Origin of the sequence: Photorhabdus aballayi, assembly GCF_026153155.1 — a bacterium.
GTDB lineage: Bacteria > Pseudomonadota > Gammaproteobacteria > Enterobacterales > Enterobacteriaceae > Photorhabdus > Photorhabdus luminescens.
In genome coordinates this window covers 1-25,371 of sequence record NZ_JAPFCD010000065.1, presented here as the reverse complement: position 1 = coordinate 25,371, position 25,371 = coordinate 1, and the positions used below count along the sequence as shown (strand labels likewise).

The window sequence follows — 25,371 nt, the reverse complement described above, 5'->3', positions numbered from 1 at the left end:
GCTTAATAGCTAATAATTGAGTATCTAACCTTAGGACAAGTTTGCATTCTGGCTTGTTTTAGAACAGACACCTGGTTGTGCTGCACTAGGTGTCTGTTAGTAAGTATTTTAATTGATATCCCCCTTCCTTAAATTCCCTGTATGAACTCCCCCATTGTATTATCTCTTGGTGTCTTAATTTTTTGATTTTGGTTATTTTTTCTAGTGGTGTCATCGTTATCTAACTGTTCTACCTATATATTCATCATTCATCGGTAGAATGCGTTAGCGGTAACCAACCCGTGATTTTCCCAAATATGCATTTGTCTTCAAACTTAGATGAGTCATCTTTTCTTTTATATACAGGTAGTTATTAGTTTTGGAACAAATTGCTGATGTGATGTTGGAGATAGTTTTAAGATGGAATAAGTTCAAGAAAATTCCCAATAGGGATGAAAATCCTTTCTAGCCAAGAAGTTACAGAATGAGATAACTATCTCTATTTGACAAAGCTAAAAAGGTGGTTGGAAGAACTTGAATCAGAAAATTAAAATGCGAATGATTATTGAAATGAGACTCATTATTATTTAATATGCGCTATAATGTGTACCAGAGAGTGTTATTTATGTATGTCTGCCTATGTAATGCGGTAAGTGACAAAACAATACGTAATGCGGTGCGTCAACATCATATTCACTCTATTAGAGAACTAAAACGTATTGTGCCTGTAGGCCGTGATTGTGGCAAATGCATACGCCAAGCCAGAGAGCTTATTAATGAGGAGATTGCACAGCTGCCTAAGATAGATAACGTTGCTTGATAAAAAAGGGATAAGTTTACTACTACTCTGCTGAATAGGTACTACACTTTAAGTACTGGAAGCGGAGGAGTAAACTATGAAAGGTGATAAAAAAATGATTGCTCATTTGAACAAACTTCTTGGAAATGAGCTTGTTGCAATTAATCAGTATTTTCTGCACGCCCGGATGTTCAAAAACTGGGGCCTTACCCGCCTTAATGATAAGGAATATCATGAATCTATCGATGAAATGAAACATGCCGATAGGTACATTGAACGTATCCTTTTTCTTGAAGGAATTCCTAATTTACAGGATCTAGGAAAGCTCAATATCGGAGAAGATATTGAAGAAATGCTCAAATCTGACTTGCAGCTCGAATTGCAAGGAGCTAGAGATTTGAAAGAAGCAATTGTTTATGCTGATTCGATTCATGACTATGTTAGTCGTGATTTGATGATCGATATCCTAGATGAGGAAGAAGAGCACATTGATTGGCTGGAAACTCAATTTGAACTAATTGAACGTATGGGGATTCAAAATTACACTCAAGCACAGATTCTTGAAGGAGAATAGCTACAAATGCCCTATCTGTTAAGTTAGGGCATCTTGTTTCATGCTCCTTTAACTCTACTCCGAACAGATCTTCATCTGTATCTTGCTTTGTTAATTGATTTGCGTATAATATGCGGTCTTACTTATGTGTAAGTCTGGTTTGTTAACCAGTAGTAAATGCGCAGGATTGTTTTGCTGCCATTTAAAATACTCCCGATGTGGGGGTTATATATTGAACGATTACACTCTCCCGTCAATCGAAATGGGTACGAGGAGTAATTATTTACGTTTATAAAATAGTTGGAGCTCTGGTCTCATGCAGAACCAAAGAATCCGTATTCGCCTGAAAGCATTTGATCATCGTTTGATCGATCAATCAACTGCGGAAATTGTCGAGACCGCTAAGCGTACTGGTGCGCAGGTTCGTGGTCCGATCCCGCTACCGACTCGTAAAGAGCGTTTTACCGTTCTAATTTCTCCGCATGTTAATAAAGATGCGCGTGATCAGTACGAAATTCGCACTCATAAGCGTCTGGTTGACATCGTTGAGCCAACCGAGAAAACCGTTGATGCTCTGATGCGTCTGGATCTGGCTGCCGGTGTAGACGTGCAGATCAGCCTGGGTTAATCAGGTCATTGAACGATTGAGAGGTTGAAACAATGATTGGTTTAGTCGGTAAAAAAGTGGGTATGACTCGTATCTTCACTGAAGATGGCGTTTCTATCCCTGTAACTGTTATCGAAATTGAAGATAACCGTGTCACTCAGGTTAAAGATCTGGATAGCGATGGTTATCGTGCAATTCAGGTTACTACTGGTAGCAAAAAAGCTAACCGTATAAACAAACCTGAAGCAGGCCATTTCGCTAAAGCCGGCGTTGAAGCTGGCCGTATCCTGCGTGAATTCCGTCTGTCTGAAGGCGAAGAATATGCTGTAGGTCAAAATATTAGCGTTGAGGTTTTTGCTGACGTTAAGAAAGTCGACGTTACTGGTACATCTAAAGGTAAAGGTTTTGCTGGTACTGTTAAGCGCTGGAACTTCCGTACCCAAGATGCTAGCCACGGTAACTCTTTGTCTCATCGTGTTCCGGGTTCTATTGGTCAGAACCAAACTCCGGGCAAGGTATTTAAAGGCAAGAAAATGGCAGGCCAACTGGGTAATGAGCGTGTAACTGTTCAAAGCCTGGATGTAGTACGTGTTGACGCTGAGCGCAACCTGCTGCTGGTCAAAGGTGCTGTTCCAGGTGCAACTGGCGGCAACCTGATCGTAAAACCGGCTGTTAAGGCGTAACGTCGAGGAGATAGGAATGGAATTGGTAATGAAAGACGCGCAAGGCGCGCTGACTGTTTCCGAAACTACCTTCGGGCGTGATTTCAATGAAGCGCTTGTGCATCAAGTAGTTGTTGCTTACGCAGCTGGTGCACGTCAAGGTACTCGTGCTCAGAAAACCCGTGCTGAAGTTTCTGGTTCAGGTAAGAAACCATGGCGTCAGAAAGGCACTGGCCGTGCACGTTCTGGTTCTATTAAGAGCCCAATCTGGCGCTCTGGTGGTGTAACTTTTGCAGCTAAACCACAGGACCACAGTCAAAAAGTTAATAAGAAAATGTACCGCGGTGCTTTAAAAAGCATCCTGTCTGAACTGGTACGTCAAGATCGTTTGATCGTTGTCGAGAAGTTTTCTGTAGAAGCTCCTAAAACCAAGCTTCTGGTTCAGAAACTGAAAGAGATGGCTCTGGAAGATGTGCTGATTATCACTCAGGAAGTTGATGAGAATTTGTTCTTAGCAGCTCGCAACCTGTACAAGGTTGATGTTCGTGATGTAGCTGGTATTGATCCAGTTAGCTTAATCGCCTTTGATAAAGTGGTTATGACTGCTGATGCTGTGAAGCAAGTTGAGGAGATGCTGGCATGATCCGTGAAGAACGTCTGCTGAAAGTACTGCGCGCGCCGCACGTATCTGAAAAAGCTTCTACAGCGATGGAAAAGAGCAACACCATCGTTCTCAAAGTTGCGAAAGACGCGACTAAAGCAGAGATCAAAGCTGCTGTGCAGAAACTTTTTGAAGTCGAAGTTGAAGGTGTTAACACTTTGCTGGTTAAAGGCAAAACTAAACGCCACGGTCAGCGTATTGGTCGTCGTAGCGACTGGAAAAAAGCTTACGTCACACTGAAGGAAGGCCAGAATATGGACTTCATCGGTGGTGCAGAGTAAGTCGGAGGAGTAAAGAACAATGGCAATTGTTAAATGTAAACCTACGTCTCCGGGCCGTCGCCACGTTGTTAAAGTGGTTAACCCTGAGCTGCATAAGGGTAAACCTTATGCTCCATTGCTGGAAAAAAGCAGCAAAACCGGTGGTCGTAACAACAATGGCCGTATTACCACTCGTCACATTGGTGGTGGCCACAAGCAGCACTATCGTTTGATTGACTTTAAACGTAATAAAGATGGTATCCCTGCTGTAGTTGAGCGTTTGGAATATGATCCAAACCGTTCAGCGAATATCGCCCTGGTTCTGTATAAAGATGGTGAGCGTCGTTATATCCTTGCACCTAAGGGTCTGAAAGCTGGTGATCAGATCCAATCTGGTGCTGACGCAGCTATCAAAACTGGTAACGCATTGCCAATGCGCAATATCCCTGTTGGTTCTACCGTACATAACGTAGAAATGAAGCCGGGTAAAGGTGGTCAATTGGCTCGTTCCGCTGGTGCATACGTTCAGATCGTTGCCCGTGATGGTTCTTATGTAACTTTGCGTCTGCGTTCTGGTGAAATGCGTAAAGTTCTGTCTGATTGCCGCGCCACTTTGGGTGAAGTTGGTAATGCAGAACATATGCTACGCGTTCTGGGTAAAGCTGGTGCAAGTCGCTGGCGTGGCATTCGTCCTACTGTTCGTGGTACGGCGATGAACCCGGTAGATCACCCTCATGGTGGTGGTGAAGGTCGTAACTTTGGTAAACATCCTGTAACTCCTTGGGGTGTTCAAACTAAAGGTAAGAAGACCCGTAGTAATAAACGTACTGATCAGTTCATTGTACGTCGCCGTACTAAAAAATAATTAGAGGATAAACCATGCCACGTTCTCTCAAGAAAGGTCCATTTATTGACCTGCACTTGCTGAAGAAGGTAGAGAAAGCGGTGGAAAGCGGAGACAAAAAGCCTATCAAGACTTGGTCCCGTCGTTCAACGATCTTTCCTAACATGATCGGTTTGACCATCGCTGTCCATAATGGTCGTCAGCATGTACCAGTTTTTGTTTCCGACGAAATGGTTGGTCATAAACTAGGTGAATTCGCGCCGACCCGTACTTATCGCGGCCATGCGGCCGATAAAAAGGCTAAAAAGCGCTAAGGTAGGAGGAAGAGATGGAAACTATCGCTAAACATCGCCACGCTCGTTCTTCTGCTCAGAAGGTTCGCCTTGTAGCTGACCTGATTCGCGGTAAGAAAGTGTCGCAAGCTCTGGAAACTCTGACCTATACCAATAAGAAAGCTGCTGGTTTAGTGAAGAAAGTACTCGAGTCTGCTATTGCTAATGCAGAACACAACGATGGTGCTGACATTGATGATCTGAAGGTCACGAAGATTTTCGTAGACGAAGGCCCGACCATGAAGCGTATTATGCCTCGTGCAAAAGGTCGTGCAGATCGTATCCTGAAGCGCAGCAGCCACATTACTGTGGTTGTGTCCGATCGCTGAGACTCTGGAGACTAGCAATGGGTCAGAAAGTACATCCTAATGGTATTCGCCTGGGTATTGTCAAACCTTGGAACTCTACCTGGTATGCGAATACTAAAGAATTCGCTGACAACCTGGACAGCGATTTTAAAGTTCGTCAGTACTTGAATAAAGAACTGGCAAAAGCGTCTATTTCACGCATTGTTATTGAACGTCCTGCTAAAAGTATTCGTGTGACTATCCACACTGCTCGCCCAGGTATCGTAATCGGTAAGAAAGGTGAAGACGTAGAAAAACTGCGTAAAACTGTAGCGGAAATCGCTGGTGTTCCTGCGCAAATTAATATCTCTGAAGTGCGTAAGCCTGAACTAGACGCGAAATTGGTTGCTGACAGCATTACTTCACAGCTGGAACGCCGTGTTATGTTCCGTCGAGCTATGAAGCGTGCAGTTCAGAATGCGATGCGTTTGGGCGCTAAAGGCATTAAAGTGGAAGTCAGTGGCCGTTTAGGCGGTGCTGAAATTGCGCGTACTGAATGGTATCGTGAAGGTCGTGTACCGTTGCACACACTGCGTGCAGACATCGACTATAACACTTCAGAAGCGCACACCACTTATGGTGTACTCGGCGTTAAGGTATGGATCTTCAAAGGTGAGATCTTGGGTGGTATGGCTGCTGTTGAACAGGCGGAAAAACCGGCTGCACAACCTAAAAAGCAGCAGCGTAAAGGCCGCAAGTAAGGAGAGTCGCTGATGTTACAACCAAAGCGTACGAAATTCCGTAAAATGCACAAAGGCCGTAACCGTGGCCTGGCAGCAGGTGCGGATGTTAGCTTCGGCACTTTCGGTCTGAAAGCTGTGGGCCGTGGTCGTCTGACGGCACGTCAGATTGAAGCGGCACGTCGTGCTATGACCCGTGCAATTAAACGTCAAGGTAAAATCTGGATACGTGTATTTCCAGACAAACCTATTACTGAAAAGCCACTCGAAGTGCGTATGGGTAAAGGTAAAGGTAACGTAGAATATTGGGTTGCCTTGATCCAGCCTGGTAAAGTCCTTTATGAAATGGACGGTGTGCCTGAAGAGCTGGCTCGTGAAGCATTCAAGCTGGCAGCAGCGAAACTGCCTATCAAGACCACCTTTGTAACTAAGACGGTGATGTAATGAAAGCACAAGAGCTGCGCGAAAAAAGCGTTGAAGAGCTGAACACTGAGCTGCTGAATTTGCTGCGTGAACAATTTAACCTGCGCATGCAGGCTGCAAGTGGCCAGCTACAACAGTCTCATCTGTTGAAACAAGTGCGTCGTAATATCGCACGCGTTAAGACTTTATTGACTGAGAAGGCGGGTGCGTAATGACCGATAAAATCCGTACTCTGCAAGGTCGTGTTGTAAGTGACAAAATGGAGAAATCTATTGTTGTTGCTATTGAGCGTAAGGTGAAACACCCTCTGTATGGTAAATTCATCAAACGTACGACTAAACTGCATGTACATGACGAGAACAATGAATGTGGCATCGGTGATGTGGTGGAAATCCGCGAAACCCGTCCACTGTCCAAAACTAAATCTTGGACTTTAGTTCGCGTTGTAGAGAAAGCGATTCTGTAAGCTGGCTCGAATAGAGTAAACGGCTCAGGCGATGAGCCGTTTATTTTTTCTATCTATATCTGAGATGTGGTGTTATAATGCCGCGCCCTCATGATATGGGGTATCTGAACGGCCTCTTCATATTAAATTATAGTAGTGAAGTGGGCTCAGTAGTAGTTGACATTTAGCGGAGCACTAAAATGATCCAAGAACAGACTATGCTGAACGTGGCCGACAACTCCGGTGCACGTCGCGTAATGTGTATCAAGGTTCTGGGTGGCTCGCACCGTCGCTATGCACACGTCGGCGACATCATAAAAGTCACCATCAAGGAAGCAATTCCTCGTGGTAAAGTGAAAAAAGGTGATGTCCTGAAAGCGGTAGTGGTGCGCACCAAGAAGGGTGTTCGTCGCCCTGACGGTTCTGTCATTCGCTTCGATGGCAATGCTTGCGTGTTGTTAAACAACACAAGTGAGCAAGTTATCGGTACGCGTATTTTTGGGCCGGTAACTCGTGAACTTCGTAATGAAAAGTTCATGAAAATTATCTCCCTGGCACCAGAAGTACTCTAAGGAGCGGACAATGGCAGCGAAAATCCGTCGTGATGACGAAGTTATCGTGTTGACTGGAAAAGATAAAGGTAAGCGCGGTAAAGTAAAACAGGTTCTTTCTACTGGGAAAGTCATTGTTGAAGGTATCAACTTGGTTAAAAAACATCAGAAGCCTGTTCCGGCTCTGAACCAGCCAGGTGGCATCGTTGAAAAAGAAGCTGCAATCCAGGTTTCAAACGTTGCGATCTTCAATACGGCAACCGGTAAGGCTGACCGTGTAGGTTTTAGATTTGAAGACGGAAAAAAAGTTCGTTTCTTTAAATCTAACAGCGAAACTATCAAGTAATTTGGAGTAATACGATGGCGAAACTGCATGATTACTACAAAGACGAGGTAGTCCAAAAACTGATGACTCAGTTTGGCTACAATTCTGTCATGCAAGTCCCTCGGGTCGAGAAGATCACCCTGAACATGGGTGTTGGTGAAGCGATCGCTGATAAGAAACTGCTGGATAATGCGGCAGCGGATCTGGCAGCAATCTCTGGTCAAAAACCATTGATCACCAAAGCACGCAAATCAGTTGCAGGCTTCAAAATCCGTCAGGGCTATCCAATCGGCTGTAAAGTGACCCTGCGTGGTGAACGTATGTGGGAGTTTCTTGAGCGCCTGATTTCTATTGCTGTACCTCGTATTCGTGACTTCCGCGGTTTGTCTGCTAAGTCATTTGATGGTCGTGGCAATTACAGCATGGGTGTACGTGAGCAAATCATCTTCCCTGAAATCGATTATGATAAAGTGGATCGTGTTCGTGGTCTGGATATTACTATCACCACAACTGCGAAATCTGATGATGAAGGCCGCGCACTGTTGGCTGCTTTTAACTTCCCGTTCCGCAAGTAAGGCAGGGTATTCATGGCTAAGCAATCATTGAAAGCACGTGATGTAAAACGTGCGAAATTAGCTGAAAAATTCTTCACTAAACGCGTGGAATTGAAGGCTGTCATTTCTGATGTGAATGCATCTGATGAAGAGCGTTGGAATGCTGTTCTTAAGCTGCAAACACTGCCACGTGATTCCAGCCCTTCTCGTCAGCGTAACCGCTGTCGCCAAACTGGTCGTCCGCATGCGTTTTTGCGGAAGTTTGGGTTGAGCCGTATTAAAGTCCGTGAAGCCGCCATGCGCGGTGAAATTCCGGGCCTTAAAAAGGCTAGCTGGTAATTGTCACCAATTGAATCACGGGAGTAAAGACAGATGAGCATGCAAGATCCCATCGCGGATATGCTGACCCGTATCCGTAACGGTCAGGCCGCGAATAAAGTTGCGGTCACCATGCCTTCCTCCAAGCTGAAAGTGGCAATTGCCAAGGTGCTGAAGGAAGAAGGTTATATTGAAGATTATAAAATTGAAGGCGACACCAAGCCAGAGCTGGAATTAGTACTGAAATACTTCCAGGGTAAGGCTGTTGTAGAAAGTATTCAGCGTGTAAGCCGTCCAAGTCTGCGCATCTATAAGAAAAAAGATGAGCTGCCACAAGTTATGGCTGGTTTGGGTATCGCTGTTGTTTCTACCTCTAAAGGTGTAATGACTGATCGTGCAGCGCGCCAAGCTGGTCTTGGTGGCGAGATTCTCTGCTACGTAGCTTAATTCGGGAGGAAAGAATGTCTCGTGTTGCAAAAGCACCCGTCGTTATTCCTGCCGGCGTAGAGGTAAAACTCGACGGTCAGGTTATTTCGATTAAGGGTAAAAACGGCGAGCTAAGTCGTACAATCCACAGCGCAGTTGAAGTTAAGCATGCAGATAATCAACTGACTTTCGCTCCACGCGATGGTTATGTTGATGGTTGGGCACAGGCGGGTACAACTCGTTCTTTGCTGAATGCTATGGTTATCGGTGTTACCGAAGGCTTCACTAAGAAGCTTCAACTGGTAGGTGTTGGTTATCGTGCAGCAGTCAAAGGCAATGCTATCAACATGTCTCTGGGCTTCTCACATCCAGTTGACCACGAACTGCCAGCAGGCATTACTGCAGAATGTCCGTCACAAACTGAAATCGTACTAAAGGGTGCTGATAAACAGGTAATCGGTCAGGTTGCGGCAGAACTGCGTGCCTATCGTCGTCCTGAGCCTTATAAAGGTAAGGGTGTTCGTTACGCCGACGAAGTCGTGCGTATCAAAGAGGCTAAGAAGAAGTAAGGTAACACTATGGATAAGAAAGCAGCTCGTATCCGTCGTGCGACCCGCGCACGCCGCAAGCTCCAGGAACTGGGTGCAACTCGCCTGGTGGTACATCGTACCCCTCGCCATATTTATGCGCAGGTTATAGCACCAAACGGTTCTGAAACTTTGGTGGCAGCTTCTACTACAGAAAAAGCTATCAATGGGCAACTGAAATACACTGGAAATAAAGAAGCAGCAGCAGCGGTTGGCAAGGCAATTGCTGAACGTGCTCTGGAAAAAGGTATTAAAGATGTATCTTTTGACCGTTCTGGTTTCCAATATCATGGTCGAGTCCAGGCACTGGCAGATGCTGCCCGTGAAGCTGGCCTTCAGTTCTAAGGTAGAGGTGTAAGATGGCTCACATCGAAAAACAAGCTGGCGAACTGCAGGAAAAGCTGATTGCGGTAAATCGCGTATCTAAAACCGTAAAAGGTGGCCGGATTTTCAGCTTTACCGCACTGACTGTTGTAGGTGATGGTAATGGTCGCGTTGGTTTTGGCTACGGCAAAGCACGCGAAGTTCCGGCAGCAATCCAGAAAGCGATGGAAAAAGCCCGTCGCAATATGAAAACCGTCGCACTGAACAGCGGCACTTTGTATCACCCAGTAAAAGGTGCACACACTGGTTCCCGTGTGTTCATGCAGCCTGCTCACGAAGGTACTGGTATCATCGCAGGCGGTGCTATGCGTGCTGTTTTGGAAGTGGCTGGTGTTCGTAACGTACTGGCTAAAACCTATGGTTCCACTAACCCTATTAATGTGGTTCGTGCAACTCTGGATGCTTTAGACAGCATGAAGTCTCCAGAAATGGTCGCAGCTAAGCGTGGTAAATCCGTCGAAGAAATTCTGGGGTAATGACCATGGCTAAGACTATTAAAATAACACAGATTCGCAGTTCAATCGGCCGTCTGCCTAAGCATAAGGCAACTTTGGTTGGTTTAGGTCTGCGCCGTATCGGTCATACAGTAGAGCGTGAAGATACTCCTGCTATACGTGGTATGATCAACTTGGTTTCCTATATGGTTAAAGTTGAGGAGTAACAGATGCGCTTAAATACTCTGTCTCCGGCTGAAGGTTCCAAGCATGCGCCTAAACGTGTAGGTCGTGGTATTGGTTCTGGCCTGGGTAAAACCGGTGGCCGTGGTCACAAAGGCCAGAAGTCTCGTTCTGGTGGTGGCGTACGTCGCGGTTTTGAAGGTGGTCAGATGCCTTTATACCGTCGTTTGCCAAAATTTGGTTTTACTTCACGCAAGGCGATGGTTACAGCAGAAGTTCGTTTGTCTGATTTTGCTGCCGTTGAAGGCGATATTATCGATCTGAACGCATTGAAAGCCGCTAATGTTGTTGGCACTCAAATTGAATTCGCGAAAGTTATTCTTTCTGGTGAAATCAATCGTGCAGTAACTGTGCGTGGCCTTCGTGTTACTAAAGGCGCTCGTGCTGCAATCGAAGCTGCTGGCGGTAAAATTGAGGAATAAGTAACAGATGGCTAAACAACCAGGATTAGATTTTCAAAGTGCTAAAGGTGGACTGGGCGAGCTGAAACGTAGGCTGTTGTTTGTTATTGGCGCGTTAATTGTTTTCCGCATTGGTTCTTTTATTCCTATCCCTGGTATTGATGCCACTGTGCTTGCCAAATTGCTCGAACAGCAAAGGGGCACCATCATTGAAATGTTTAACATGTTCTCTGGTGGTGCTTTGAGTCGTGCTTCTATCTTTGCACTGGGGATAATGCCGTATATTTCTGCGTCTATTATTATTCAGTTGTTGACGGTGGTTCATCCAACGTTGGCAGAGATTAAGAAGGAAGGGGAAGCTGGTCGTCGTAAGATTAGCCAGTATACTCGCTATGGTACTTTAGTGCTGGCTATATTCCAGTCAATCGGTATTGCTACTGGTTTGCCGAATATGCCAGGAATGCAAGGGCTGGTGATCAATCCAGGGTTTGCTTTCTACTTCACGGCTGTTGTGAGCCTGGTTACTGGGACTATGTTCCTAATGTGGCTGGGTGAACAGATTACTGAACGTGGTATTGGAAACGGTATCTCTATCATAATCTTTGCTGGTATTGTTGCGGGTTTGCCGCCGGCCATCGGCCATACCATTGAGCAAGCTCGGCAAGGCGATCTGCACTTCCTCCTGTTGCTGTTGGTTGCAGTGTTAGTGTTTGCAGTAACTTTCTTCGTTGTTTTCATGGAGCGTGGCCAACGACGTATTGTTGTTAACTATGCGAAACGTCAACAGGGTCGCCGAGTTTATGCTGCACAGAGTACACATTTACCGTTGAAAGTGAATATGGCTGGGGTTATCCCTGCAATTTTTGCTTCCAGCATTATTCTGTTCCCTGGTACCATAGCTTCTTGGTTCGGGGGAGGAACTGGCTGGAACTGGCTGACTACTATTTCGATGTACTTGCAGCCTGGGCAACCGCTTTATGTGTTACTCTACGCGTCTGCAATCATCTTCTTCTGTTTTTTCTATACTGCGTTGGTTTTTAACCCAAGAGAAACAGCAGATAACCTGAAGAAGTCCGGTGCATTTGTACCAGGAATTCGTCCGGGAGAGCAAACAGCCAAGTACATTGATAAGGTAATGACACGCCTAACTTTAGTTGGTGCGATGTATATTACTTTTATCTGCTTAATCCCGGAGTTCATGCGTGACGCGATGAAGGTGCCATTCTATTTTGGCGGTACTTCGCTACTTATCGTAGTTGTAGTCATCATGGACTTTATGGCTCAAGTGCAAACTCTGATGATGTCAAGTCAGTATGAGTCTGCATTGAAGAAGGCAAATCTTAAAGGTTATAACCGTTAATTGGTTTGCTTGAGAAGTTACGGAGAGTAAAAATGAAAGTTCGTGCTTCCGTCAAGAAATTATGCCGCAACTGCAAAATCGTTAAGCGTAACGGTATCGTTCGTGTGATTTGTAGTGCGGAGCCTAAGCATAAACAACGCCAAGGCTAATAAAATAGCATATTTTTCTTGCAAAGTCGGTTTGAGCTGGCTAAATTAGCCAGCCAATCTTTTTTATATCACAGCAACATTGTTTGAGTATCCTGAAAACGGGCTTTTCAGAATGGTGTTGCGGTAAATAAATAACTTAGGAGTGCATAGTGGCCCGTATAGCAGGCATTAACATTCCTGATCAAAAGCATACCGTAATCGCTTTAACATCGATTTACGGAATTGGTAAAACTCGCTCCCAAGCCATTTGTGCTGCGGCGGGTATTGCTGAACATGTTAAGATCAGCGAGCTGTCTGAAGAGCAAATTGATAAGCTGCGTGACGAAGTTGCTAAATACGTTGTAGAAGGCGATTTACGTCGTGAAGTAACCCTGAGCATCAAACGTCTGATGGATCTTGGTACTTATCGTGGTTTACGTCACCGTCGTGGTCTACCTGTTCGCGGCCAGCGTACTAAGACCAATGCACGTACCCGTAAGGGTCCACGTAAGCCGATCAAGAAATAATCGGGGTATTGTATAATGGCAAAAGCACCTATTCGTGCACGTAAGCGTGTAAGAAAGCAAGTCTCTGACGGTGTGGCTCATATCCATGCTTCTTTCAACAACACCATCGTGACCATTACTGACCGTCAGGGTAACGCCCTGGGTTGGGCAACTGCCGGTGGTTCCGGTTTCCGTGGTTCTCGTAAATCTACTCCGTTTGCAGCTCAGGTTGCAGCAGAGCGCTGTGCCGAAGCAGTGAAAGAATACGGAATTAAGAACCTGGAAGTTATGGTTAAAGGACCTGGTCCTGGCCGCGAGTCAACTATTCGAGCGTTAAATGCGGCAGGTTTCCGCATTACTAACATTACTGATGTGACTCCGATCCCTCATAACGGTTGTCGTCCACCTAAAAAACGTCGCGTTTAATAGCGTTTACTTTTTTAGGTTCGATTGGAGAAAGAAAATGGCAAGATATTTGGGTCCTAAGCTCAAGCTGAGCCGTCGCGAGGGTACAGATCTATTCCTGAAATCTGGCGTTCGCGCGATTGACACCAAGTGTAAATTAGAACAAGCACCTGGGCAGCATGGCGCACGTAAACCGCGTCTGTCTGACTACGGTGTGCAGTTACGTGAAAAACAAAAAGTTCGTCGTATTTACGGTGTTCTGGAGCGTCAATTCCGTAACTACTATAAAGAAGCAACTCGTCTGAAAGGCAATACAGGCGAAAACCTGCTGAGTTTGCTGGAAGGTCGTCTGGACAACGTTGTTTACCGTATGGGTTTCGGGGCGACTCGTGCTGAATCGCGTCAGATGGTAAGCCATAAGGCTATCATGGTAAATGGCCGCGTTGTTAACATCGCTTCTTATCAGGTATCCCCGAATGACGTAGTCAGCGTTCGCGAGAAGTCGAAAAAGCAGTCTCGTATCAAGGCGGCTTTAGAGCTGGCTGAGCAGCGTGAGAAACCAACTTGGTTGGAGGTTGATGCTGTGAAGATGGAAGGTGTGTTCAAACGTATTCCAGAACGTGCCGATCTATCTGCTGACATCAACGAACACCTGATCGTCGAGCTTTACTCTAAGTAAAGCTTAGCACCAAAGAGAGGACACAATGCAGGGTTCTGTGACAGAGTTTCTAAAACCGCGCCTGGTTGATATCGAGCAAGTCAGTTCGACGCACGCCAAGGTGACCCTTGAGCCATTAGAGCGTGGTTTTGGCCATACTCTAGGTAACGCACTGCGCCGTATTCTGCTTTCGTCTATGCCGGGTTGTGCGGTGACTGAGGTTGAGATTGATGGTGTACTGCATGAGTACAGCACCAAAGAAGGTGTACAGGAAGATATCCTGGAGATTCTCCTCAACCTGAAAGGGCTGGCGGTAAGAGTTCAGGGAAAAGATGAAGTTATTCTTACCTTGAATAAGTCTGGCATTGGCCCTGTGACTGCAGCCGACATTATCCATGATGGAGATGTCGAAATCGTCAAGCCGCAGCACGTAATCTGCCACCTGACTGACGAAACTGCTTCTATAAGCATGCGTATTAAAGTTCAGCGTGGTCGGGGTTATGTGCCGGCTTCTGCCCGGATTCATTCGGAAGAAGATGAGCGCCCTATTGGTCGTTTGTTAGTAGACGCTTGTTATAGCCCAGTAGAGCGTATTGCCTACAATGTTGAAGCAGCGCGTGTAGAACAACGTACCGATTTGGACAAGTTGGTTATCGAGATGGAAACTAACGGTACAATCGATCCTGAAGAGGCGATTCGCCGTGCAGCTACTATTTTGGCTGAACAGCTGGAAGCTTTTGTTGATTTACGTGATGTACGTCAGCCAGAAGTAAAAGAAGAGAAGCCAGAGTTTGATCCGATCCTGCTGCGCCCTGTTGACGATCTGGAATTGACTGTCCGCTCTGCTAACTGTCTTAAGGCAGAAGCTATCCACTACATCGGTGATTTGGTACAGCGTACCGAGGTTGAGTTGCTTAAGACACCTAACCTGGGTAAAAAATCTCTTACAGAGATCAAAGACGTACTGGCTTCACGTGGCTTATCTCTGGGCATGCGCTTAGAAAACTGGCCACCAGCAAGTATTGCTGATGAATAACTAGATCACAGGTTAAGGTTTTACTGAGAAGGATAAGGTCATGCGCCATCGTAAGAGTGGTCGTCAATTGAACCGCAACAGCAGCCATCGCCAAGCTATGTTCCGCAACATGGCAGGTTCTTTGGTCCGTCATGAAATCATCAAGACGACTCTGCCTAAAGCGAAAGAACTGCGTCGCGTCGTTGAGCCGCTGATTACTCTTGCCAAGATCGACAGCGTAGCTAATCGTCGTCTGGCATTCGCCCGTACTCGTGATAACGAAATCGTGGCAAAACTGTTTAACGAGCTAGGCCCGCGTTTTGCGAGCCGCGCAGGTGGTTACACTCGTATTCTAAAGTGTGGCTTCCGTGCTGGTGACAATGCTCCGATGGCATACATCGAGCTTGTTGACCGCGCTGTTGAGCCTCAAACAGAAGTTGCTACTGCGGAGTAATCTGTAGGGGCATATAAAAGAACCGGGTTTATCCCGGTTTTTTTACGCTTGCATATATGAATCTCTAACTTATTCCTTTTCATCCTGCTATGCTGATATCTTAAACAATTTATCTATTGTAGGAGATATTAAAGATGTATCGTATTGGCCAACTGGCTAAATTAGCGAATGTAACTCCTGATACTGTGCGCTTCTATGAAAAACAAGGAATGATGGAGCATCAGAACCGTACCGAGGGGGGATATAGACTTTATACAGAGCAAGATCTACAGCGCCTTCGGTTTATACGCTATGCTAAGCAATTGGGGTTTACATTGGAGGCCATTACAGAATTATTGTCTATCCGTGTAGATCCGGCTCATCATACTTGTGAAGAGTCGAAGCAAATTGTAGATTCTAGATTAATGGAGGTGGAGGAAAAGCTTCTTGAAATGAGGAAAATGCGTGATTCACTTAAGATGTTAAGTGATGCTTGCTGTGGTAGTTCTCATATAAGTACTTATTGTTCTATTCTTGAAATTTTAGAACAAGGTGCTTTGAATAAGAAATAAGTAATTTTTCTTTATTATTGAAAATTCAGAGAGTACAATTGCTATGTTTTCAGATAAATTAATATGATAGAGGCATATGATGACTATATATCACCATAAAAAAGGTGTAATAAAGGATAATGCTCTAGAAGCTTTATTACGTGATCCACTATTTAAACAGAGAGTTGAAAAAAATAAAAAGGGAAAAGGAAGTTACCAGAGGAAAGAAAAGCATAGTAAAGCAAGTAACTGGGAGACCAGTGGTAAGGGGTTATTTAGATTCTTTACTACTGGTCTTTTAGTTCAATGGATTTATCTCTTGCTTTTCAGTAACTTACGAATTTCTAACAGTGATTTTGTTTCAGAAATTGAGGGTGTCTGATATATCTTTAATATCTTTTTACTAAATGATCTGTTTATTGGTTTCATTGTGTATAAAATAGTGAATGACGGTACGGTGTTCTTTTATGATCATATCGAGGCTGACGTCAGCAGCTAAATTGGTAAAATTACTTTTCATTGTAAATCCATAAAATAATTTAAAAATTTCATCATATTCTTCTAATTAAAATATACCAAGTTGTATCAGTTATTATGTTCGAATTATATGACTGGTACATAACTATTTCTTTGGTTTTTAAAGGAAAAAAGGGCTCGGCTGGAATAATTTCTCTACTTCGGGGACAAATTTCTTATCTGTAATAAACATAATTACATGATCTCCTTGTTCGATCACGCTGTAATCATTAGCAATAATGACTTCCTCACCGCGGGCTATTGCACCAATTGTAGTGCCTGGTGGTAATTTAATATCACCTACAGCTCGACCAACAACCTTTGACGTATTTTCATCTCCATGAGCAATCGCTTCGATAGCTTCGGCCACTCCACGACGTAATGAGGAAACACTTACGATATCTGCTTTGCGAACATGACCTAGTAGAGCGGAAATCGTCGCTTGTTGTGGAGAGATTGCAATATCAATGACACCACCTTGAACTAAATCGACATATGCACTACGTTGGATGAGAACCATGGCTTTTTTGGCCCCCATGCGTTTGGCAAGCATTGCGGACATGATATTTGCTTCGTCATCGTTGGTTAGAGCAATAAATACATCTACTTGTTCTACATGTTCTTCAGCTAATAACTCTTGATCGGAGGCATCCCCATAGAAAACTATGGTGTCATGTAATAATTCAGCTAGTTCTGTAGCTCTTTGTTGATTTCGCTCGATTAATTTAACCCTGTAATCTTTTTCGAGACGTAGTGCAAGGCCGGCACCCACATTACCACCACCTACGATCATAATACGCTTGTAGGGCTTTTCTAAACGTTGAAGTTCACTCATTACAGCACGAATATGTTGTGATGCAGCTACAAAGAAAACTTCGTCACCGGCTTCAATAATTGTAGAACCTTGTGGTCTTATTGGTCTATCCTGACGGAATATTGCAGCAACTCTGGTATTAATATGCGGCATGTGCTCACGAAGTGAGGAAAGTGCATTTCCTACAAGTGAACCTCCATAATAAGCTTTTACTGCAACAATACTTACTCGTCCTTCGGCAAAGTTAACAACTTGTAAGGCGCCAGGATATTGAATTAGTTTGTAAATATAATCTATGACAAGTTGTTCTGGTGAAATAAGATAGTCAATAGGAATATCATTAGGGAGAAAAAGTTTATCTGCTTCGCGGATATACTCTGCTGCGCGTATTCTAGCGACCTTATTTGGTGTGTTAAATAAGGAATAAGCAATTTGGCATGCAATCATGTTAGTTTCGTCAGAATTAGTTACAGCAACTAACATGTCAGCATCTTCAGCTCCAGCTTCTCTTAATACCCTAGGGTAAGAACCATGACCATTGACTACTCTGAGATCGAATTTATCTTGTAGTTGGTGTAAACGGTTAGGATCAGTATCGACTATAGTGATATCATTATTCTCACCTACCAGATTTTCAGCTAATGTACCGCCAACTTGACCCGCACCAAGAATAATTATTTTCATAGTATTCTCTAATTTATTGTAAACAAATAATTATCTCTATGAATTACAGAGATATATTACTGTTTAATTAATCGAGCGTAAAAGAAACCATCACCACCATTTAACTCAGGTATTATTTGTTTTCCCGGATAATCATTTGTTCCTGTTCCCTCTAGTTTTGCATCTGGGTGGTGTTTTAAAAACGAGCTGATTTGCTGGCTATTTTCATCTGGTAGAATAGAACAGGTTGCATATACTAATGTTCCTCCTTTCTTTAAGAATGGCCAGATTGCATCAAGAATCTCAGCTTGTAATTGAACTAATTGAGCAATATCTTCCTCGCGGCGTAACCACTTGATATCAGGATGGCGACGGATTACTCCTGTTGCTGAACATGGGGCATCTAAAAGAATGCGGTCGAATTGCTGGTTTTCTGCCCATTGTTCAGGGTGACGTCCATCACCGGTTTTTACTGTAGCGTGGCAATTAAGGCGTTGGAGATTTTCTTTTACTCGTTTGATTCTTTGTTCATCAATATCTACTGCTAATACTTGAGATTCTGGTGCTGTTTCGAGGATATGTGTTGTTTTCCCTCCAGGTGCTGCACAAAGATCGAGAATTTTCTCTCCATCAATGGGTTTTAGTAACTCGACACACTCTTGTGCGGATACATCTTGGACAGTGACCCAACCTTTGTCAAATCCAGGTAATATTGTTACAGAACAAGGGGAAATTATGCGGATAGCAGAAGGTGATTTGGGCGCCGGTTCCGCATCAATACCTGATTTATGAAGAAGAGAGAGGTATTCATCTCGACTATGGTATATACGATTAACTCGTAACCACATAGGTGGTTTTTTATTATTAGCATTAATAAGTTGTTGCCATTGTTGTGGATAGGCTTTTTGGATTCGAGTTAATAGCCATACTGGGTGTAAGTGATGATTGGGATTATTTTGTACACCTTCGATTAACTGTAGCTGTTGTCTCTGAAATTGGCGAAGAACGCCGTTAATTAGCCCTTTTAATTGAGGATACTTCAGAGTTACGGCTCCGTTTACTGTTTCAGCAAGTGCTGCATGGGCTGGAATGCGAGTATAGGTAAGTTGGTATATTCCAACCATAAGCAGGTAATGAAGAATACGTTGTTTACCTTTTAATGGTTTTGCCATTAGTTGACCTATTATCCACTCTAGTTGTGGTAATACGCGTAATACTCCGAAAGATAGTTCCTGTAACAAGGGCTTATCTTTATCGGTTATATTTTGTTGCAGTTTGGGTAAGACTGTACTCAGAGACTGTCCTTGATCCAGAACTTGATTGATTGCTTTTGCGGCGACACTTCGCAGATTATATGTGTTTTTCATAGTTAAAAAAGCTGACAAAAGCCAGCATTAAGAGAAAGTTTGTGAGAGAGCTTACAGCATAAAATAGTATTTAGTTGATTTTATTGCCTGGCGTAAACCATTCATGTTTAGAGTTAAGTAGATTTGCTGCTGACATTGCTTTTTTACCAGCAGGTTGTAATTGAGTAATGTTCAGAATTCCATCAGCAGTGGCAATATAAATACCTTTTTTGTCTGCTTTTAATACAGTTCCTGGTTCTACAGAAGTTTGTTCTGCAATGGCTTCTGCTTTCCAAACTTTAACAGGTTGTCCTTCCATCTCGAAAAAGCTCATGGGCCAGGGATTAAATGCACGAATACAACGTTCGAGGTGGGTTGCAGATAGTTCCCAATTTATACGGGCTTCTTCTTTGCTTAGTTTTTCAGCGTAGGTAACTAAATTTTCGTTTTGAATTTCAGGTTGACTTTTACCCGATGTTATTAACGATAATGTTTTGAGTAACGCATCTGGCCCAATGTCGGCCAGTTTTTCGTATAAACTGGCACTGGTATCCTCAGATGTAATAGGGCAGCTTGCTTTATATAGCATGTCGCCAGTATCAAGGCCTATATCCATTTGCATGATCGTTACGCCTGTTTCTATATCACCGGCCCAGAGCGAGCGTTGAATAGGTGCTGCACCTCGCCAACGTGGCAATAGGGAGCCATGTACGTTTAGGCAACCTAATCTTGGAATATTTAAAACAGTCTTAGGAAGGATCAATCCATAGGCAACAACGATGAGAACATCAGGCTGTTGTTTTAGAATCCATTGTTGGTTTTCTTCTGAGCGTAAAGTAGCTGGCTGAAAAACGGTGATGTTACGTTCTTCTGCCAGTACCTTTACAGGACTGGGTGTCAGTTTTTTGCCTCTTCCTGCCGGTCTATCTGGTCGAGTTAGAACGCCAACCACCTCATGCTGAGACATTAACAAAGCCTCTAAGTGGCGTGCTGCAAAATCAGGTGTTCCGGCAAAAACAATACGCAAAGAATCAGACACGTTTATTTCCTGTATTAATATAATTTACTTGGTTCGGGTTTTTTGTTTATCCAGTTTTTCTACTTTCTGGCGTATACGTTGGCGTTTCAGTGGAGATAAGTAATCCACAAAAAGTTTACCAATTAAATGGTCCATCTCGTGCTGAATACAAATTGCTAGTAGGCCATCAGCTTGTAATTCAAATGGTTGACCATTGTAATCTAGGGCTTTGATTTTGACTTTTTCGGCTCGTGGCACCAGTGCTCGTTGCTCAGGAATAGACAAACAGCCTTCTTCGATCCCAGTTTCACCACTTTTTTCCAGTAATTCTGGATTGATAAGAACGAGACGTTCATTACGTGTTTCTGATACGTCAATAACAACAATACGCTGATGAATGTCAACTTGTGTTGCTGCCAAACCAATACCTTCTTCTGCATACATAGTTTCAAACATATCATCAATGATACGCCGAATCTCTGCATCAACTGTTCCAACAGGCGTTGCAATAGTGCGAAGCCGCTCGTCTGGGTAATGTAATACTTGTAATACTGACATATATGTTTAGATCTGCGTCCAAAATGTTAATGGTATTCTATGTCTATTCTAGACATTTCCCGTTTAGATTGACAGTATCGATTGCTAATTGAGCAGTTTAGTTTTGTCCGTCAATCTTAGCCAGGATGACAACATGGAAGCTATGGAAGTATGGTTGCGAATGAAGATGGTTTCTCATTTGGCAACAGAGAGAGCAGCAAATGTTGCAGAAAAATTATTACATTCCGGGAATCGTTACCCCACTGTGCTGAAAGATAGTGGATTATCGCCGGCACAATCTCTGCAATTTACTAAAGTAAATAAAACCTTACTAGCTTCATGCCTTAAATGGCTGGAACAACCAGAGCATCATTTATTGACATATTCTCACCCTTCGTATCCACCTCTATTAAAGCAGATACATACCCCTCCGCTTGTGCTTTTTGTGTCAGGAAAACTAGATATTCTTTTAAAGAAGCAGGTGGCGATGGTCGGGAGCAGGACAGCAAGCTATTATGGTGAGAAATGGGGAAGAATTTTTGCAAGTGAACTGGTTGGATATGAGTTAGTTATTACTAGTGGTTTAGCTATTGGTATTGATGGTATTTGTCACCGGGCTGCATTGGATAGTGGAGGTAAAACAGTAGCTGTATTAGGTAGTGGGCTTGGGCAGATTTACCCTCATAGACACGGATCATTAGCAAAGCAAATTGAGGAGAATGGTGCTCTTGTTTCTGAATTTTTTCCGGATACTCCGCCACGTGCAAAAAATTTTCCTAAAAGAAATCGGATTATCAGTGGATTAAGTTCAGCAGTGATTGTTGTAGAGGCAGGTCAAAATAGTGGTTCGTTAATTACTGCTCGTTGTGCCCTTGAACAAGGAAGGGATGTATTTGCACTACCAGGGCTTTTGGGAAATTCAGTGAGCGAAGGGAATCACTGGTTAATAAAACAAGGTGCATATTTAGCCACAAATGCAATGGATATTGTGGAACATGTTTACAGTTCACTACAATGGTTGAATATGGAAAGAACGGAGGAAGAAGTAAAACCGCAGTTTGAGCAAACTGAGTTGCCATTTACGGATGTGCTAGTTAACGTAGGTGCTGAAATAACGCCTGTTGATATTATTGCTCAGCGTTCATCATTACCTATAACTGAGGTAATGACAAAGCTCCTTGAGCTGGAACTACTGGGTCAGGTGGCTGTGGTTGCTGGTGGTTATGTGCGTGTGAGTTAAATTAACTGAATTTCCAGAGTCCTGTTTAACGTCATATGAGAATAGTTTTTTGAGTGAAAAGAGTATGGCAAAAATGGTTCCTTTCTCCACTAATGAAACTGAATATTGCCCTGAATGTGGTTCTGTATTGGTTATACGGAATGGTATCCACGGTCCATTTCTTGGATGTTCTGGTTATCCATCATGTCAATATATTCGTCCATTAAAAAGACAAAGTGATGGTCATGTGGTAAAAGAACTTGAAGGGCAGCAATGCCCAGCGTGTGGGGCTAATTTGATTTTGTGTCAAGGGCGTTATGGAATGTTCATTGGCTGTAGTCGTTATCCTGAATGCGAACATGCAGAGCTAATTGATAAGCCGGATGAGACGTTAATAGCTTGTCCGCAATGTAAACAAGGACAACTACTCCAAAGGAAATCACGTTTTGGAAAAATTTTCCATGCGTGTAACCGTTACCCTAATTGCCGGTTTGTATTAAATAATAAGCCAATTGCGAGTAAATGTATGTTTTGTTCTTATCCATTGTTGGTGGAAAAGCGTACATCACAAGGTGTAAAGTTATTTTGTGCCAGCAAATTGTGTGGAAAACAGCAAATAAATTAAGTAATTAAGCAGAGTAATAAAATGAGCAATGAAGCATTATCTGCATTTGAGGATGTATTAACTGCATTAAAAGCAGAAGAAGTGATTGCCTATCCGACTGAAGCTGTTTTTGGACTTGGATGTGATCCTGATAGTGAAAAAGCGGTAAGTGAACTGCTTATATTAAAGAAACGTCCTTGGCAGAAAGGGTTGATTCTTATCGCAGATAATTATGAACAATTACAGCCATATCTTGATGATAAACTTCTAACAGAAGAACAAAAAGAGACTATGTTTGCTTGTTGGCCAGGGCCTGTAACTTGGGTAATTCCTGCCAAATTCAGTACATCTAAATGGTTGACTGGGCAATTCACTACCTTGGCTGTCAGAGTTAGTGATCATCCTTTGGTGAAGCAGTTGTGTACTTTTTATGGTAAACCGTTGGTGTCGACTAGTGCAAATCTGAATGGTCTTGAACCATGCAGAACAGTAGAAGAAGTTAGACAACAGTTTGGGGATAAGCTTCCTATATTAAACGGAGATGTTGGAGGTCGAAAGAATCCTTCAGAAATTCGGGATGCTTTAACTGGTGAGCTTTATCGTCAAGGATAGGGGAAGAATAAATATGGATCAATTTGCCGTCTTTGGTAATCCTGTTGCGCACAGTAAATCTCCGCGTATCCATCAGTTATTTGCGGGACAAACAGGTATTGAGCATCGTTACGGAAAAATTCTAGTGCCGATAAGTAAATTTGAAGAGGCATTGGATGTATTTCTTAAACAGGGAGGTATAGGAGCCAATATTACTGTGCCATTTAAAGTGCAGGCATTTATTCGGGCAAATGAGTTGACTGAACGAGCAAGACTCAGTGGTGCAGTTAATACTTTGAAATTACTGGATAATAATCAATTGCTTGGTGATAATACTGATGGTGTAGGGTTATTAACAGATTTGATACGACTTGGGTTTATTACTCAAGGACAACATATTTTAATCATTGGAGCTGGTGGTGCTGCCAGAGGTGTTTTATTTCCATTGTTAGAATTTGGTTGTGAAATTACAATAACAAACCGCACGTTTAGTCGCGCTGTACAGGTTGCTAATGATTTTTCGTCAATAGGTAATATTCGGCCTGTTGAGATGAAAGCACTTAATAATCCTGAGTTTGATCTCATTATCAATGCGACTGCATCTGGTATTAATGGTGAGGTTCCTACCATATCTCCATTCATATTTAATGAAGATTGTGTCTGTTATGACATGTTTTACCAAGCTAATTTGACGCCCTTTATTTTCTTTGCTAAGAAGCATGGTGTTTCTCGTTATGCGGATGGATTAGGGATGTTAGTAGGGCAAGCAGCTCATTCATTTAAATTATGGCATGGCGTGTTGCCTGAAATTGCGCCCGTATTGCTAACATTGGAACAGGAATTACATTCGTGAATCAATCTATTCAATTTCCTGAGAGAGAAGAGTGGAACGAGCAAGAGCAGATAGTCATTTTTCCTGCACTGGTAAATGGATTATTGGTTCAATGCGTGATAAGCGCAGAGGATCTTTTATACCGTTATGGAACGAAAGATCATCATCCACTAAGTCTTTTTCGACAAAATCGTTGGGATATAGAAGAGGAATTCGAATTAGTAATTAATAATGAGGATGATGATCGTTTGGGACGTTACATATTACCTTCCTGCAAGTAGTTATTTTTCAAGCTAACGTAGTGGCTTGCTGAATAACATAGCCCTTTTAATTCTTCAGGTTTTAGTTTTCTGACCTGACGGGCAGGGCTGCCAATGTAAAGGTACCCACTTTCTAATACCTTGCCTGGGGCTACTAGGCTGCCTGCTCCAATAATAACGTTATCTTCAATCATTGAACCATCAAGTAGGATGGAGCCCATACCGATGAGTACTTGATTACCGATAGTGCAGCCATGAAGAATAACTTTATGTCCAATCGTGACATCATTCCCCACAATTAAAGGGAAACCATCAGGATTGCCTGTTGTTTTGTGTGTCACATGTAATATAGAGCCATCTTGAATGTTAGTACGTGCACCAATAGATACATAATTAACATCCCCACGGATGACGACTAAAGGCCATATACTGACATCATCAGCAAGCCTAACATCACCAATGATTACACTAGATGAGTCTAGCATAACGTTCTGACCAACTTTGGGTTGTGTATCAAGGTAACTGCGTAACGTTTCGGACATGTATACCTCTGATGAGAAGATGGAGATTTACTTTAAATAAGATTTTAGTGAGGAAAATACCAGTATGCAATGAAAGAAACTTGCTGAATTGAGCTATTTCGGTTTGAATTTCGTTCAAAAAGAACAAGGATTCGCCTGTTGGTGATAAATGTGAAAAAAAGTATTGTATAAAAATCTGAGCTCCCTATAATGCGCCACCACTGACCGACACAACGCTGATAAACATTGTGAGGTCGGGCAGAGAAAAAGCGAATAAGCGCTTGACTCTGTGGGCGAAAAGCGTAGTATACGCAGCCCGGCTGAACGAGAATGTTAATTTTTATGTCAGCCTGCTCTTTAACAATTAATCAGACAATCTGTGTGGGCACTCACAAGACCGTATCACAAAAAAATACGTTTTAAAGTCTTGAAGAGTGAACAACAGTTAATTCATTACGAACTAACAGTGCAATTCTTTGAGCATCAAGCTTTCAATTGAAGAGTTTGATCATGGCTCAGATTGAACGCTGGCGGCAGGCCTAACACATGCAAGTCGAGCGGTAACAGGAAAGTGCTTGC

The 25,371-nt window shown here is 43.2% G+C and carries 42 protein-coding genes and 1 rRNA gene; 38 read left to right on the top strand and 5 right to left on the bottom strand.

Features of this window, described 5'->3' with window-relative positions:
• Positions 1–604 precede the first annotated feature (604 nt).
• The 32 genes from bfd to OO184_RS21545 all read left to right on the top strand — a co-directional run bounded on the left by bfd (position 605) and on the right by OO184_RS21545 (position 16,253).
• On the top strand, positions 605–799 hold the full coding sequence (gene bfd / locus OO184_RS21700; protein ID WP_046393852.1) for a bacterioferritin-associated ferredoxin: 195 nt from the start codon (positions 605–607) through the stop codon (positions 797–799).
• A gap of 76 nt (positions 800–875) precedes the next feature.
• Positions 876–1,352 (top strand): bacterioferritin, encoded by a 477-nt coding sequence (gene bfr / locus OO184_RS21695; protein ID WP_265380950.1) that lies wholly within the window; start codon positions 876–878, stop codon positions 1,350–1,352.
• Between the two features lie 295 nt (positions 1,353–1,647).
• Positions 1,648–1,959: a 30S ribosomal protein S10 gene (gene rpsJ / locus OO184_RS21690; protein ID WP_001181005.1), complete on the top strand. Its 312-nt coding sequence runs from the start codon at positions 1,648–1,650 to the stop codon at positions 1,957–1,959.
• A gap of 32 nt (positions 1,960–1,991) precedes the next feature.
• A complete protein-coding gene (rplC, locus tag OO184_RS21685; protein ID WP_265380949.1) occupies positions 1,992–2,621 on the top strand; it encodes a 50S ribosomal protein L3 in 630 nt (209 codons plus the stop codon).
• A 16-nt stretch (positions 2,622–2,637) separates the two neighbouring features.
• The gene (gene rplD, locus OO184_RS21680) at positions 2,638–3,243 is read left to right on the top strand and encodes a 50S ribosomal protein L4 (RefSeq protein ID WP_265380948.1); all 606 of its coding nucleotides are present in this window, start codon (positions 2,638–2,640) and stop codon (positions 3,241–3,243) included.
• A complete protein-coding gene (gene rplW / locus OO184_RS21675) occupies positions 3,240–3,542 on the top strand; it encodes a 50S ribosomal protein L23 (RefSeq protein WP_021322796.1) in 303 nt (100 codons plus the stop codon). Before rplD ends, rplW begins: the two co-directional genes overlap by 4 nt.
• Before the next feature lie 19 nt (positions 3,543–3,561).
• The gene (gene rplB, locus OO184_RS21670) at positions 3,562–4,386 is read left to right on the top strand and encodes a 50S ribosomal protein L2 (protein ID WP_036781895.1); all 825 of its coding nucleotides are present in this window, start codon (positions 3,562–3,564) and stop codon (positions 4,384–4,386) included.
• A gap of 14 nt (positions 4,387–4,400) precedes the next feature.
• Positions 4,401–4,679, top strand: a complete 279-nt coding sequence (gene rpsS / locus OO184_RS21665) for a 30S ribosomal protein S19 (RefSeq protein ID WP_011148791.1) — start codon at positions 4,401–4,403, stop codon at positions 4,677–4,679.
• A gap of 14 nt (positions 4,680–4,693) precedes the next feature.
• Positions 4,694–5,026 carry a 50S ribosomal protein L22 gene (gene rplV / locus OO184_RS21660; protein ID WP_011148790.1) on the top strand — a complete coding sequence of 111 codons (333 nt, stop codon included), beginning with the start codon at positions 4,694–4,696 and terminating at the stop codon, positions 5,024–5,026.
• 17 nt (positions 5,027–5,043) lie between these two features.
• Positions 5,044–5,745 carry a 30S ribosomal protein S3 gene (gene rpsC, locus OO184_RS21655; protein WP_015836279.1) on the top strand — a complete coding sequence of 234 codons (702 nt, stop codon included), beginning with the start codon at positions 5,044–5,046 and terminating at the stop codon, positions 5,743–5,745.
• Between the two features lie 12 nt (positions 5,746–5,757).
• The gene (gene rplP / locus OO184_RS21650) at positions 5,758–6,168 is read left to right on the top strand and encodes a 50S ribosomal protein L16 (RefSeq protein WP_011148788.1); all 411 of its coding nucleotides are present in this window, start codon (positions 5,758–5,760) and stop codon (positions 6,166–6,168) included.
• A complete protein-coding gene (gene rpmC / locus OO184_RS21645) occupies positions 6,168–6,359 on the top strand; it encodes a 50S ribosomal protein L29 (RefSeq protein WP_010847484.1) in 192 nt (63 codons plus the stop codon). Before rplP ends, rpmC begins: the two co-directional genes overlap by 1 nt.
• Positions 6,359–6,613 (top strand): 30S ribosomal protein S17, encoded by a 255-nt coding sequence (rpsQ, locus tag OO184_RS21640; protein WP_011148786.1) that lies wholly within the window; start codon positions 6,359–6,361, stop codon positions 6,611–6,613. Before rpmC ends, rpsQ begins: the two co-directional genes overlap by 1 nt.
• 179 nt (positions 6,614–6,792) lie before the next feature.
• Positions 6,793–7,164 (top strand): 50S ribosomal protein L14, encoded by a 372-nt coding sequence (gene rplN / locus OO184_RS21635; RefSeq protein ID WP_036781889.1) that lies wholly within the window; start codon positions 6,793–6,795, stop codon positions 7,162–7,164.
• A gap of 10 nt (positions 7,165–7,174) precedes the next feature.
• Positions 7,175–7,489 (top strand): 50S ribosomal protein L24, encoded by a 315-nt coding sequence (gene rplX / locus OO184_RS21630; protein ID WP_265380947.1) that lies wholly within the window; start codon positions 7,175–7,177, stop codon positions 7,487–7,489.
• A 14-nt stretch (positions 7,490–7,503) separates the two neighbouring features.
• Positions 7,504–8,043 (top strand): 50S ribosomal protein L5, encoded by a 540-nt coding sequence (rplE, locus tag OO184_RS21625; protein ID WP_011148783.1) that lies wholly within the window; start codon positions 7,504–7,506, stop codon positions 8,041–8,043.
• Between the two features lie 12 nt (positions 8,044–8,055).
• The gene (rpsN, locus tag OO184_RS21620; protein ID WP_049584858.1) at positions 8,056–8,361 is read left to right on the top strand and encodes a 30S ribosomal protein S14; all 306 of its coding nucleotides are present in this window, start codon (positions 8,056–8,058) and stop codon (positions 8,359–8,361) included.
• Positions 8,362–8,394: 33 nt separating this feature from the next.
• Entirely contained in the window at positions 8,395–8,787 is a 393-nt protein-coding gene (gene rpsH, locus OO184_RS21615; protein ID WP_011148781.1) for a 30S ribosomal protein S8, read from the top strand.
• A gap of 14 nt (positions 8,788–8,801) precedes the next feature.
• Positions 8,802–9,335 carry a 50S ribosomal protein L6 gene (rplF, locus tag OO184_RS21610; protein WP_049584857.1) on the top strand — a complete coding sequence of 178 codons (534 nt, stop codon included), beginning with the start codon at positions 8,802–8,804 and terminating at the stop codon, positions 9,333–9,335.
• Between the two features lie 9 nt (positions 9,336–9,344).
• Entirely contained in the window at positions 9,345–9,698 is a 354-nt protein-coding gene (gene rplR, locus OO184_RS21605; RefSeq protein ID WP_265380946.1) for a 50S ribosomal protein L18, read from the top strand.
• A 14-nt stretch (positions 9,699–9,712) separates the two neighbouring features.
• Positions 9,713–10,213 (top strand): 30S ribosomal protein S5, encoded by a 501-nt coding sequence (gene rpsE / locus OO184_RS21600; protein ID WP_011148778.1) that lies wholly within the window; start codon positions 9,713–9,715, stop codon positions 10,211–10,213.
• A gap of 5 nt (positions 10,214–10,218) precedes the next feature.
• Positions 10,219–10,398, top strand: coding sequence for a 50S ribosomal protein L30 (gene rpmD, locus OO184_RS21595; protein ID WP_036781914.1), 180 nt, complete (start codon positions 10,219–10,221; stop codon positions 10,396–10,398).
• Positions 10,399–10,401: 3 nt separating this feature from the next.
• On the top strand, positions 10,402–10,836 hold the full coding sequence (rplO, locus tag OO184_RS21590; protein WP_049584855.1) for a 50S ribosomal protein L15: 435 nt from the start codon (positions 10,402–10,404) through the stop codon (positions 10,834–10,836).
• A 7-nt stretch (positions 10,837–10,843) separates the two neighbouring features.
• On the top strand, positions 10,844–12,175 hold the full coding sequence (gene secY / locus OO184_RS21585) for a preprotein translocase subunit SecY (RefSeq protein ID WP_011148775.1): 1,332 nt from the start codon (positions 10,844–10,846) through the stop codon (positions 12,173–12,175).
• 32 nt (positions 12,176–12,207) lie between these two features.
• Positions 12,208–12,324 (top strand): 50S ribosomal protein L36, encoded by a 117-nt coding sequence (rpmJ, locus tag OO184_RS21580; protein WP_012768118.1) that lies wholly within the window; start codon positions 12,208–12,210, stop codon positions 12,322–12,324.
• 149 nt (positions 12,325–12,473) lie between these two features.
• Positions 12,474–12,830 carry a 30S ribosomal protein S13 gene (rpsM, locus tag OO184_RS21575; RefSeq protein ID WP_011148774.1) on the top strand — a complete coding sequence of 119 codons (357 nt, stop codon included), beginning with the start codon at positions 12,474–12,476 and terminating at the stop codon, positions 12,828–12,830.
• 15 nt (positions 12,831–12,845) lie between these two features.
• The gene (gene rpsK, locus OO184_RS21570; protein WP_002919257.1) at positions 12,846–13,235 is read left to right on the top strand and encodes a 30S ribosomal protein S11; all 390 of its coding nucleotides are present in this window, start codon (positions 12,846–12,848) and stop codon (positions 13,233–13,235) included.
• A 37-nt stretch (positions 13,236–13,272) separates the two neighbouring features.
• Positions 13,273–13,893 (top strand): 30S ribosomal protein S4, encoded by a 621-nt coding sequence (gene rpsD / locus OO184_RS21565; protein ID WP_011148773.1) that lies wholly within the window; start codon positions 13,273–13,275, stop codon positions 13,891–13,893.
• 25 nt (positions 13,894–13,918) lie between these two features.
• On the top strand, positions 13,919–14,908 hold the full coding sequence (locus tag OO184_RS21560; RefSeq protein WP_011148772.1) for a DNA-directed RNA polymerase subunit alpha: 990 nt from the start codon (positions 13,919–13,921) through the stop codon (positions 14,906–14,908).
• A 40-nt stretch (positions 14,909–14,948) separates the two neighbouring features.
• Positions 14,949–15,341: a 50S ribosomal protein L17 gene (rplQ, locus tag OO184_RS21555; protein WP_049584854.1), complete on the top strand. Its 393-nt coding sequence runs from the start codon at positions 14,949–14,951 to the stop codon at positions 15,339–15,341.
• A 134-nt stretch (positions 15,342–15,475) separates the two neighbouring features.
• Entirely contained in the window at positions 15,476–15,892 is a 417-nt protein-coding gene (gene zntR, locus OO184_RS21550) for a Zn(2+)-responsive transcriptional regulator (RefSeq protein WP_265380945.1), read from the top strand.
• Positions 15,893–15,971: 79 nt separating this feature from the next.
• Entirely contained in the window at positions 15,972–16,253 is a 282-nt protein-coding gene (locus OO184_RS21545; RefSeq protein ID WP_265380952.1) for an alternative ribosome-rescue factor A, read from the top strand.
• A 255-nt stretch (positions 16,254–16,508) separates the two neighbouring features.
• Here the strand turns inward: OO184_RS21545 and trkA are convergent, their stop codons facing one another.
• The 4 genes from trkA to def form a co-directional block, all read right to left on the bottom strand.
• Positions 16,509–17,885, bottom strand: coding sequence for a Trk system potassium transporter TrkA (gene trkA, locus OO184_RS21540; protein WP_049584851.1), 1,377 nt, complete (start codon positions 17,883–17,885; stop codon positions 16,509–16,511).
• A 56-nt stretch (positions 17,886–17,941) separates the two neighbouring features.
• Positions 17,942–19,231 carry a 16S rRNA (cytosine(967)-C(5))-methyltransferase RsmB gene (gene rsmB / locus OO184_RS21535; protein WP_265380944.1) on the bottom strand — a complete coding sequence of 430 codons (1,290 nt, stop codon included), beginning with the start codon at positions 19,229–19,231 and terminating at the stop codon, positions 17,942–17,944.
• A gap of 70 nt (positions 19,232–19,301) precedes the next feature.
• Positions 19,302–20,249, bottom strand: coding sequence for a methionyl-tRNA formyltransferase (gene fmt / locus OO184_RS21530; protein WP_265380943.1), 948 nt, complete (start codon positions 20,247–20,249; stop codon positions 19,302–19,304).
• Positions 20,250–20,273: 24 nt separating this feature from the next.
• A complete protein-coding gene (gene def / locus OO184_RS21525) occupies positions 20,274–20,786 on the bottom strand; it encodes a peptide deformylase (RefSeq protein WP_088374374.1) in 513 nt (170 codons plus the stop codon).
• A gap of 133 nt (positions 20,787–20,919) precedes the next feature.
• Here def and dprA point away from each other — a divergent pair, with 133 nt between their 5' ends.
• The 5 genes from dprA (at position 20,920) to OO184_RS21500 (ending at position 24,292) form a co-directional block, all read left to right on the top strand.
• A complete protein-coding gene (gene dprA, locus OO184_RS21520; protein WP_265380942.1) occupies positions 20,920–22,005 on the top strand; it encodes a DNA-protecting protein DprA in 1,086 nt (361 codons plus the stop codon).
• A gap of 64 nt (positions 22,006–22,069) precedes the next feature.
• Entirely contained in the window at positions 22,070–22,609 is a 540-nt protein-coding gene (locus tag OO184_RS21515) for a DNA topoisomerase family protein (RefSeq protein WP_265380951.1), read from the top strand.
• Positions 22,610–22,630: 21 nt separating this feature from the next.
• Complete coding sequence (tsaC, locus tag OO184_RS21510) at positions 22,631–23,200, top strand: L-threonylcarbamoyladenylate synthase type 1 TsaC (RefSeq protein ID WP_265380941.1); 570 nt, start codon at positions 22,631–22,633, stop codon at positions 23,198–23,200.
• A 13-nt stretch (positions 23,201–23,213) separates the two neighbouring features.
• Positions 23,214–24,032, top strand: a complete 819-nt coding sequence (gene aroE, locus OO184_RS21505) for a shikimate dehydrogenase (RefSeq protein WP_265380940.1) — start codon at positions 23,214–23,216, stop codon at positions 24,030–24,032.
• Positions 24,029–24,292, top strand: a complete 264-nt coding sequence (locus tag OO184_RS21500) for a DUF1488 family protein (RefSeq protein WP_049584843.1) — start codon at positions 24,029–24,031, stop codon at positions 24,290–24,292. The genes aroE and OO184_RS21500 overlap by 4 nt, the downstream gene beginning before the upstream one ends.
• Here OO184_RS21500 and OO184_RS21495 read toward each other — a convergent pair.
• Positions 24,268–24,813 (bottom strand): gamma carbonic anhydrase family protein, encoded by a 546-nt coding sequence (locus OO184_RS21495; RefSeq protein ID WP_265380939.1) that lies wholly within the window; start codon positions 24,811–24,813, stop codon positions 24,268–24,270. The two genes, OO184_RS21500 and OO184_RS21495, sit on opposite strands and share 25 nt — an antisense overlap.
• Before the next feature lie 471 nt (positions 24,814–25,284).
• Here OO184_RS21495 and OO184_RS21490 point away from each other — a divergent pair.
• A 16S ribosomal RNA gene (locus tag OO184_RS21490) occupies positions 25,285–25,371 on the top strand; the annotation flags it as partial.

Bases quoted from the DNA above. Each gene is read 5' to 3' on its own strand.
- bfd (WP_046393852.1), top strand. From the start codon at position 605: ATGTATGTCTGCCTATGTAATGCGGTAAGTGACAAAACAATACGTAAT.
- bfr (WP_265380950.1), top strand. From the start codon at position 876: ATGAAAGGTGATAAAAAAATGATTGCTCATTTGAACAAACTTCTTGGA.
- rpsJ (WP_001181005.1), top strand. From the start codon at position 1,648: ATGCAGAACCAAAGAATCCGTATTCGCCTGAAAGCATTTGATCATCGT.
- rplC (WP_265380949.1), top strand. From the start codon at position 1,992: ATGATTGGTTTAGTCGGTAAAAAAGTGGGTATGACTCGTATCTTCACT.
- rplD (WP_265380948.1), top strand. From the start codon at position 2,638: ATGGAATTGGTAATGAAAGACGCGCAAGGCGCGCTGACTGTTTCCGAA.
- rplW (WP_021322796.1), top strand. From the start codon at position 3,240: ATGATCCGTGAAGAACGTCTGCTGAAAGTACTGCGCGCGCCGCACGTA.
- rplB (WP_036781895.1), top strand. From the start codon at position 3,562: ATGGCAATTGTTAAATGTAAACCTACGTCTCCGGGCCGTCGCCACGTT.
- rpsS (WP_011148791.1), top strand. From the start codon at position 4,401: ATGCCACGTTCTCTCAAGAAAGGTCCATTTATTGACCTGCACTTGCTG.
- rplV (WP_011148790.1), top strand. From the start codon at position 4,694: ATGGAAACTATCGCTAAACATCGCCACGCTCGTTCTTCTGCTCAGAAG.
- rpsC (WP_015836279.1), top strand. From the start codon at position 5,044: ATGGGTCAGAAAGTACATCCTAATGGTATTCGCCTGGGTATTGTCAAA.
- rplP (WP_011148788.1), top strand. From the start codon at position 5,758: ATGTTACAACCAAAGCGTACGAAATTCCGTAAAATGCACAAAGGCCGT.
- rpmC (WP_010847484.1), top strand. From the start codon at position 6,168: ATGAAAGCACAAGAGCTGCGCGAAAAAAGCGTTGAAGAGCTGAACACT.
- rpsQ (WP_011148786.1), top strand. From the start codon at position 6,359: ATGACCGATAAAATCCGTACTCTGCAAGGTCGTGTTGTAAGTGACAAA.
- rplN (WP_036781889.1), top strand. From the start codon at position 6,793: ATGATCCAAGAACAGACTATGCTGAACGTGGCCGACAACTCCGGTGCA.
- rplX (WP_265380947.1), top strand. From the start codon at position 7,175: ATGGCAGCGAAAATCCGTCGTGATGACGAAGTTATCGTGTTGACTGGA.
- rplE (WP_011148783.1), top strand. From the start codon at position 7,504: ATGGCGAAACTGCATGATTACTACAAAGACGAGGTAGTCCAAAAACTG.
- rpsN (WP_049584858.1), top strand. From the start codon at position 8,056: ATGGCTAAGCAATCATTGAAAGCACGTGATGTAAAACGTGCGAAATTA.
- rpsH (WP_011148781.1), top strand. From the start codon at position 8,395: ATGAGCATGCAAGATCCCATCGCGGATATGCTGACCCGTATCCGTAAC.
- rplF (WP_049584857.1), top strand. From the start codon at position 8,802: ATGTCTCGTGTTGCAAAAGCACCCGTCGTTATTCCTGCCGGCGTAGAG.
- rplR (WP_265380946.1), top strand. From the start codon at position 9,345: ATGGATAAGAAAGCAGCTCGTATCCGTCGTGCGACCCGCGCACGCCGC.
- rpsE (WP_011148778.1), top strand. From the start codon at position 9,713: ATGGCTCACATCGAAAAACAAGCTGGCGAACTGCAGGAAAAGCTGATT.
- rpmD (WP_036781914.1), top strand. From the start codon at position 10,219: ATGGCTAAGACTATTAAAATAACACAGATTCGCAGTTCAATCGGCCGT.
- rplO (WP_049584855.1), top strand. From the start codon at position 10,402: ATGCGCTTAAATACTCTGTCTCCGGCTGAAGGTTCCAAGCATGCGCCT.
- secY (WP_011148775.1), top strand. From the start codon at position 10,844: ATGGCTAAACAACCAGGATTAGATTTTCAAAGTGCTAAAGGTGGACTG.
- rpmJ (WP_012768118.1), top strand. From the start codon at position 12,208: ATGAAAGTTCGTGCTTCCGTCAAGAAATTATGCCGCAACTGCAAAATC.
- rpsK (WP_002919257.1), top strand. From the start codon at position 12,846: ATGGCAAAAGCACCTATTCGTGCACGTAAGCGTGTAAGAAAGCAAGTC.
- rpsD (WP_011148773.1), top strand. From the start codon at position 13,273: ATGGCAAGATATTTGGGTCCTAAGCTCAAGCTGAGCCGTCGCGAGGGT.
- OO184_RS21560 (WP_011148772.1), top strand. From the start codon at position 13,919: ATGCAGGGTTCTGTGACAGAGTTTCTAAAACCGCGCCTGGTTGATATC.
- rplQ (WP_049584854.1), top strand. From the start codon at position 14,949: ATGCGCCATCGTAAGAGTGGTCGTCAATTGAACCGCAACAGCAGCCAT.
- zntR (WP_265380945.1), top strand. From the start codon at position 15,476: ATGTATCGTATTGGCCAACTGGCTAAATTAGCGAATGTAACTCCTGAT.
- OO184_RS21545 (WP_265380952.1), top strand. From the start codon at position 15,972: ATGACTATATATCACCATAAAAAAGGTGTAATAAAGGATAATGCTCTA.
- trkA (WP_049584851.1), bottom strand. From the start codon at position 17,885: ATGAAAATAATTATTCTTGGTGCGGGTCAAGTTGGCGGTACATTAGCT.
- rsmB (WP_265380944.1), bottom strand. From the start codon at position 19,231: ATGAAAAACACATATAATCTGCGAAGTGTCGCCGCAAAAGCAATCAAT.
- def (WP_088374374.1), bottom strand. From the start codon at position 20,786: ATGTCAGTATTACAAGTATTACATTACCCAGACGAGCGGCTTCGCACT.
- dprA (WP_265380942.1), top strand. From the start codon at position 20,920: ATGGAAGCTATGGAAGTATGGTTGCGAATGAAGATGGTTTCTCATTTG.
- OO184_RS21515 (WP_265380951.1), top strand. From the start codon at position 22,070: ATGGCAAAAATGGTTCCTTTCTCCACTAATGAAACTGAATATTGCCCT.
- tsaC (WP_265380941.1), top strand. From the start codon at position 22,631: ATGAGCAATGAAGCATTATCTGCATTTGAGGATGTATTAACTGCATTA.
- aroE (WP_265380940.1), top strand. From the start codon at position 23,214: ATGGATCAATTTGCCGTCTTTGGTAATCCTGTTGCGCACAGTAAATCT.
- OO184_RS21495 (WP_265380939.1), bottom strand. From the start codon at position 24,813: ATGTCCGAAACGTTACGCAGTTACCTTGATACACAACCCAAAGTTGGT.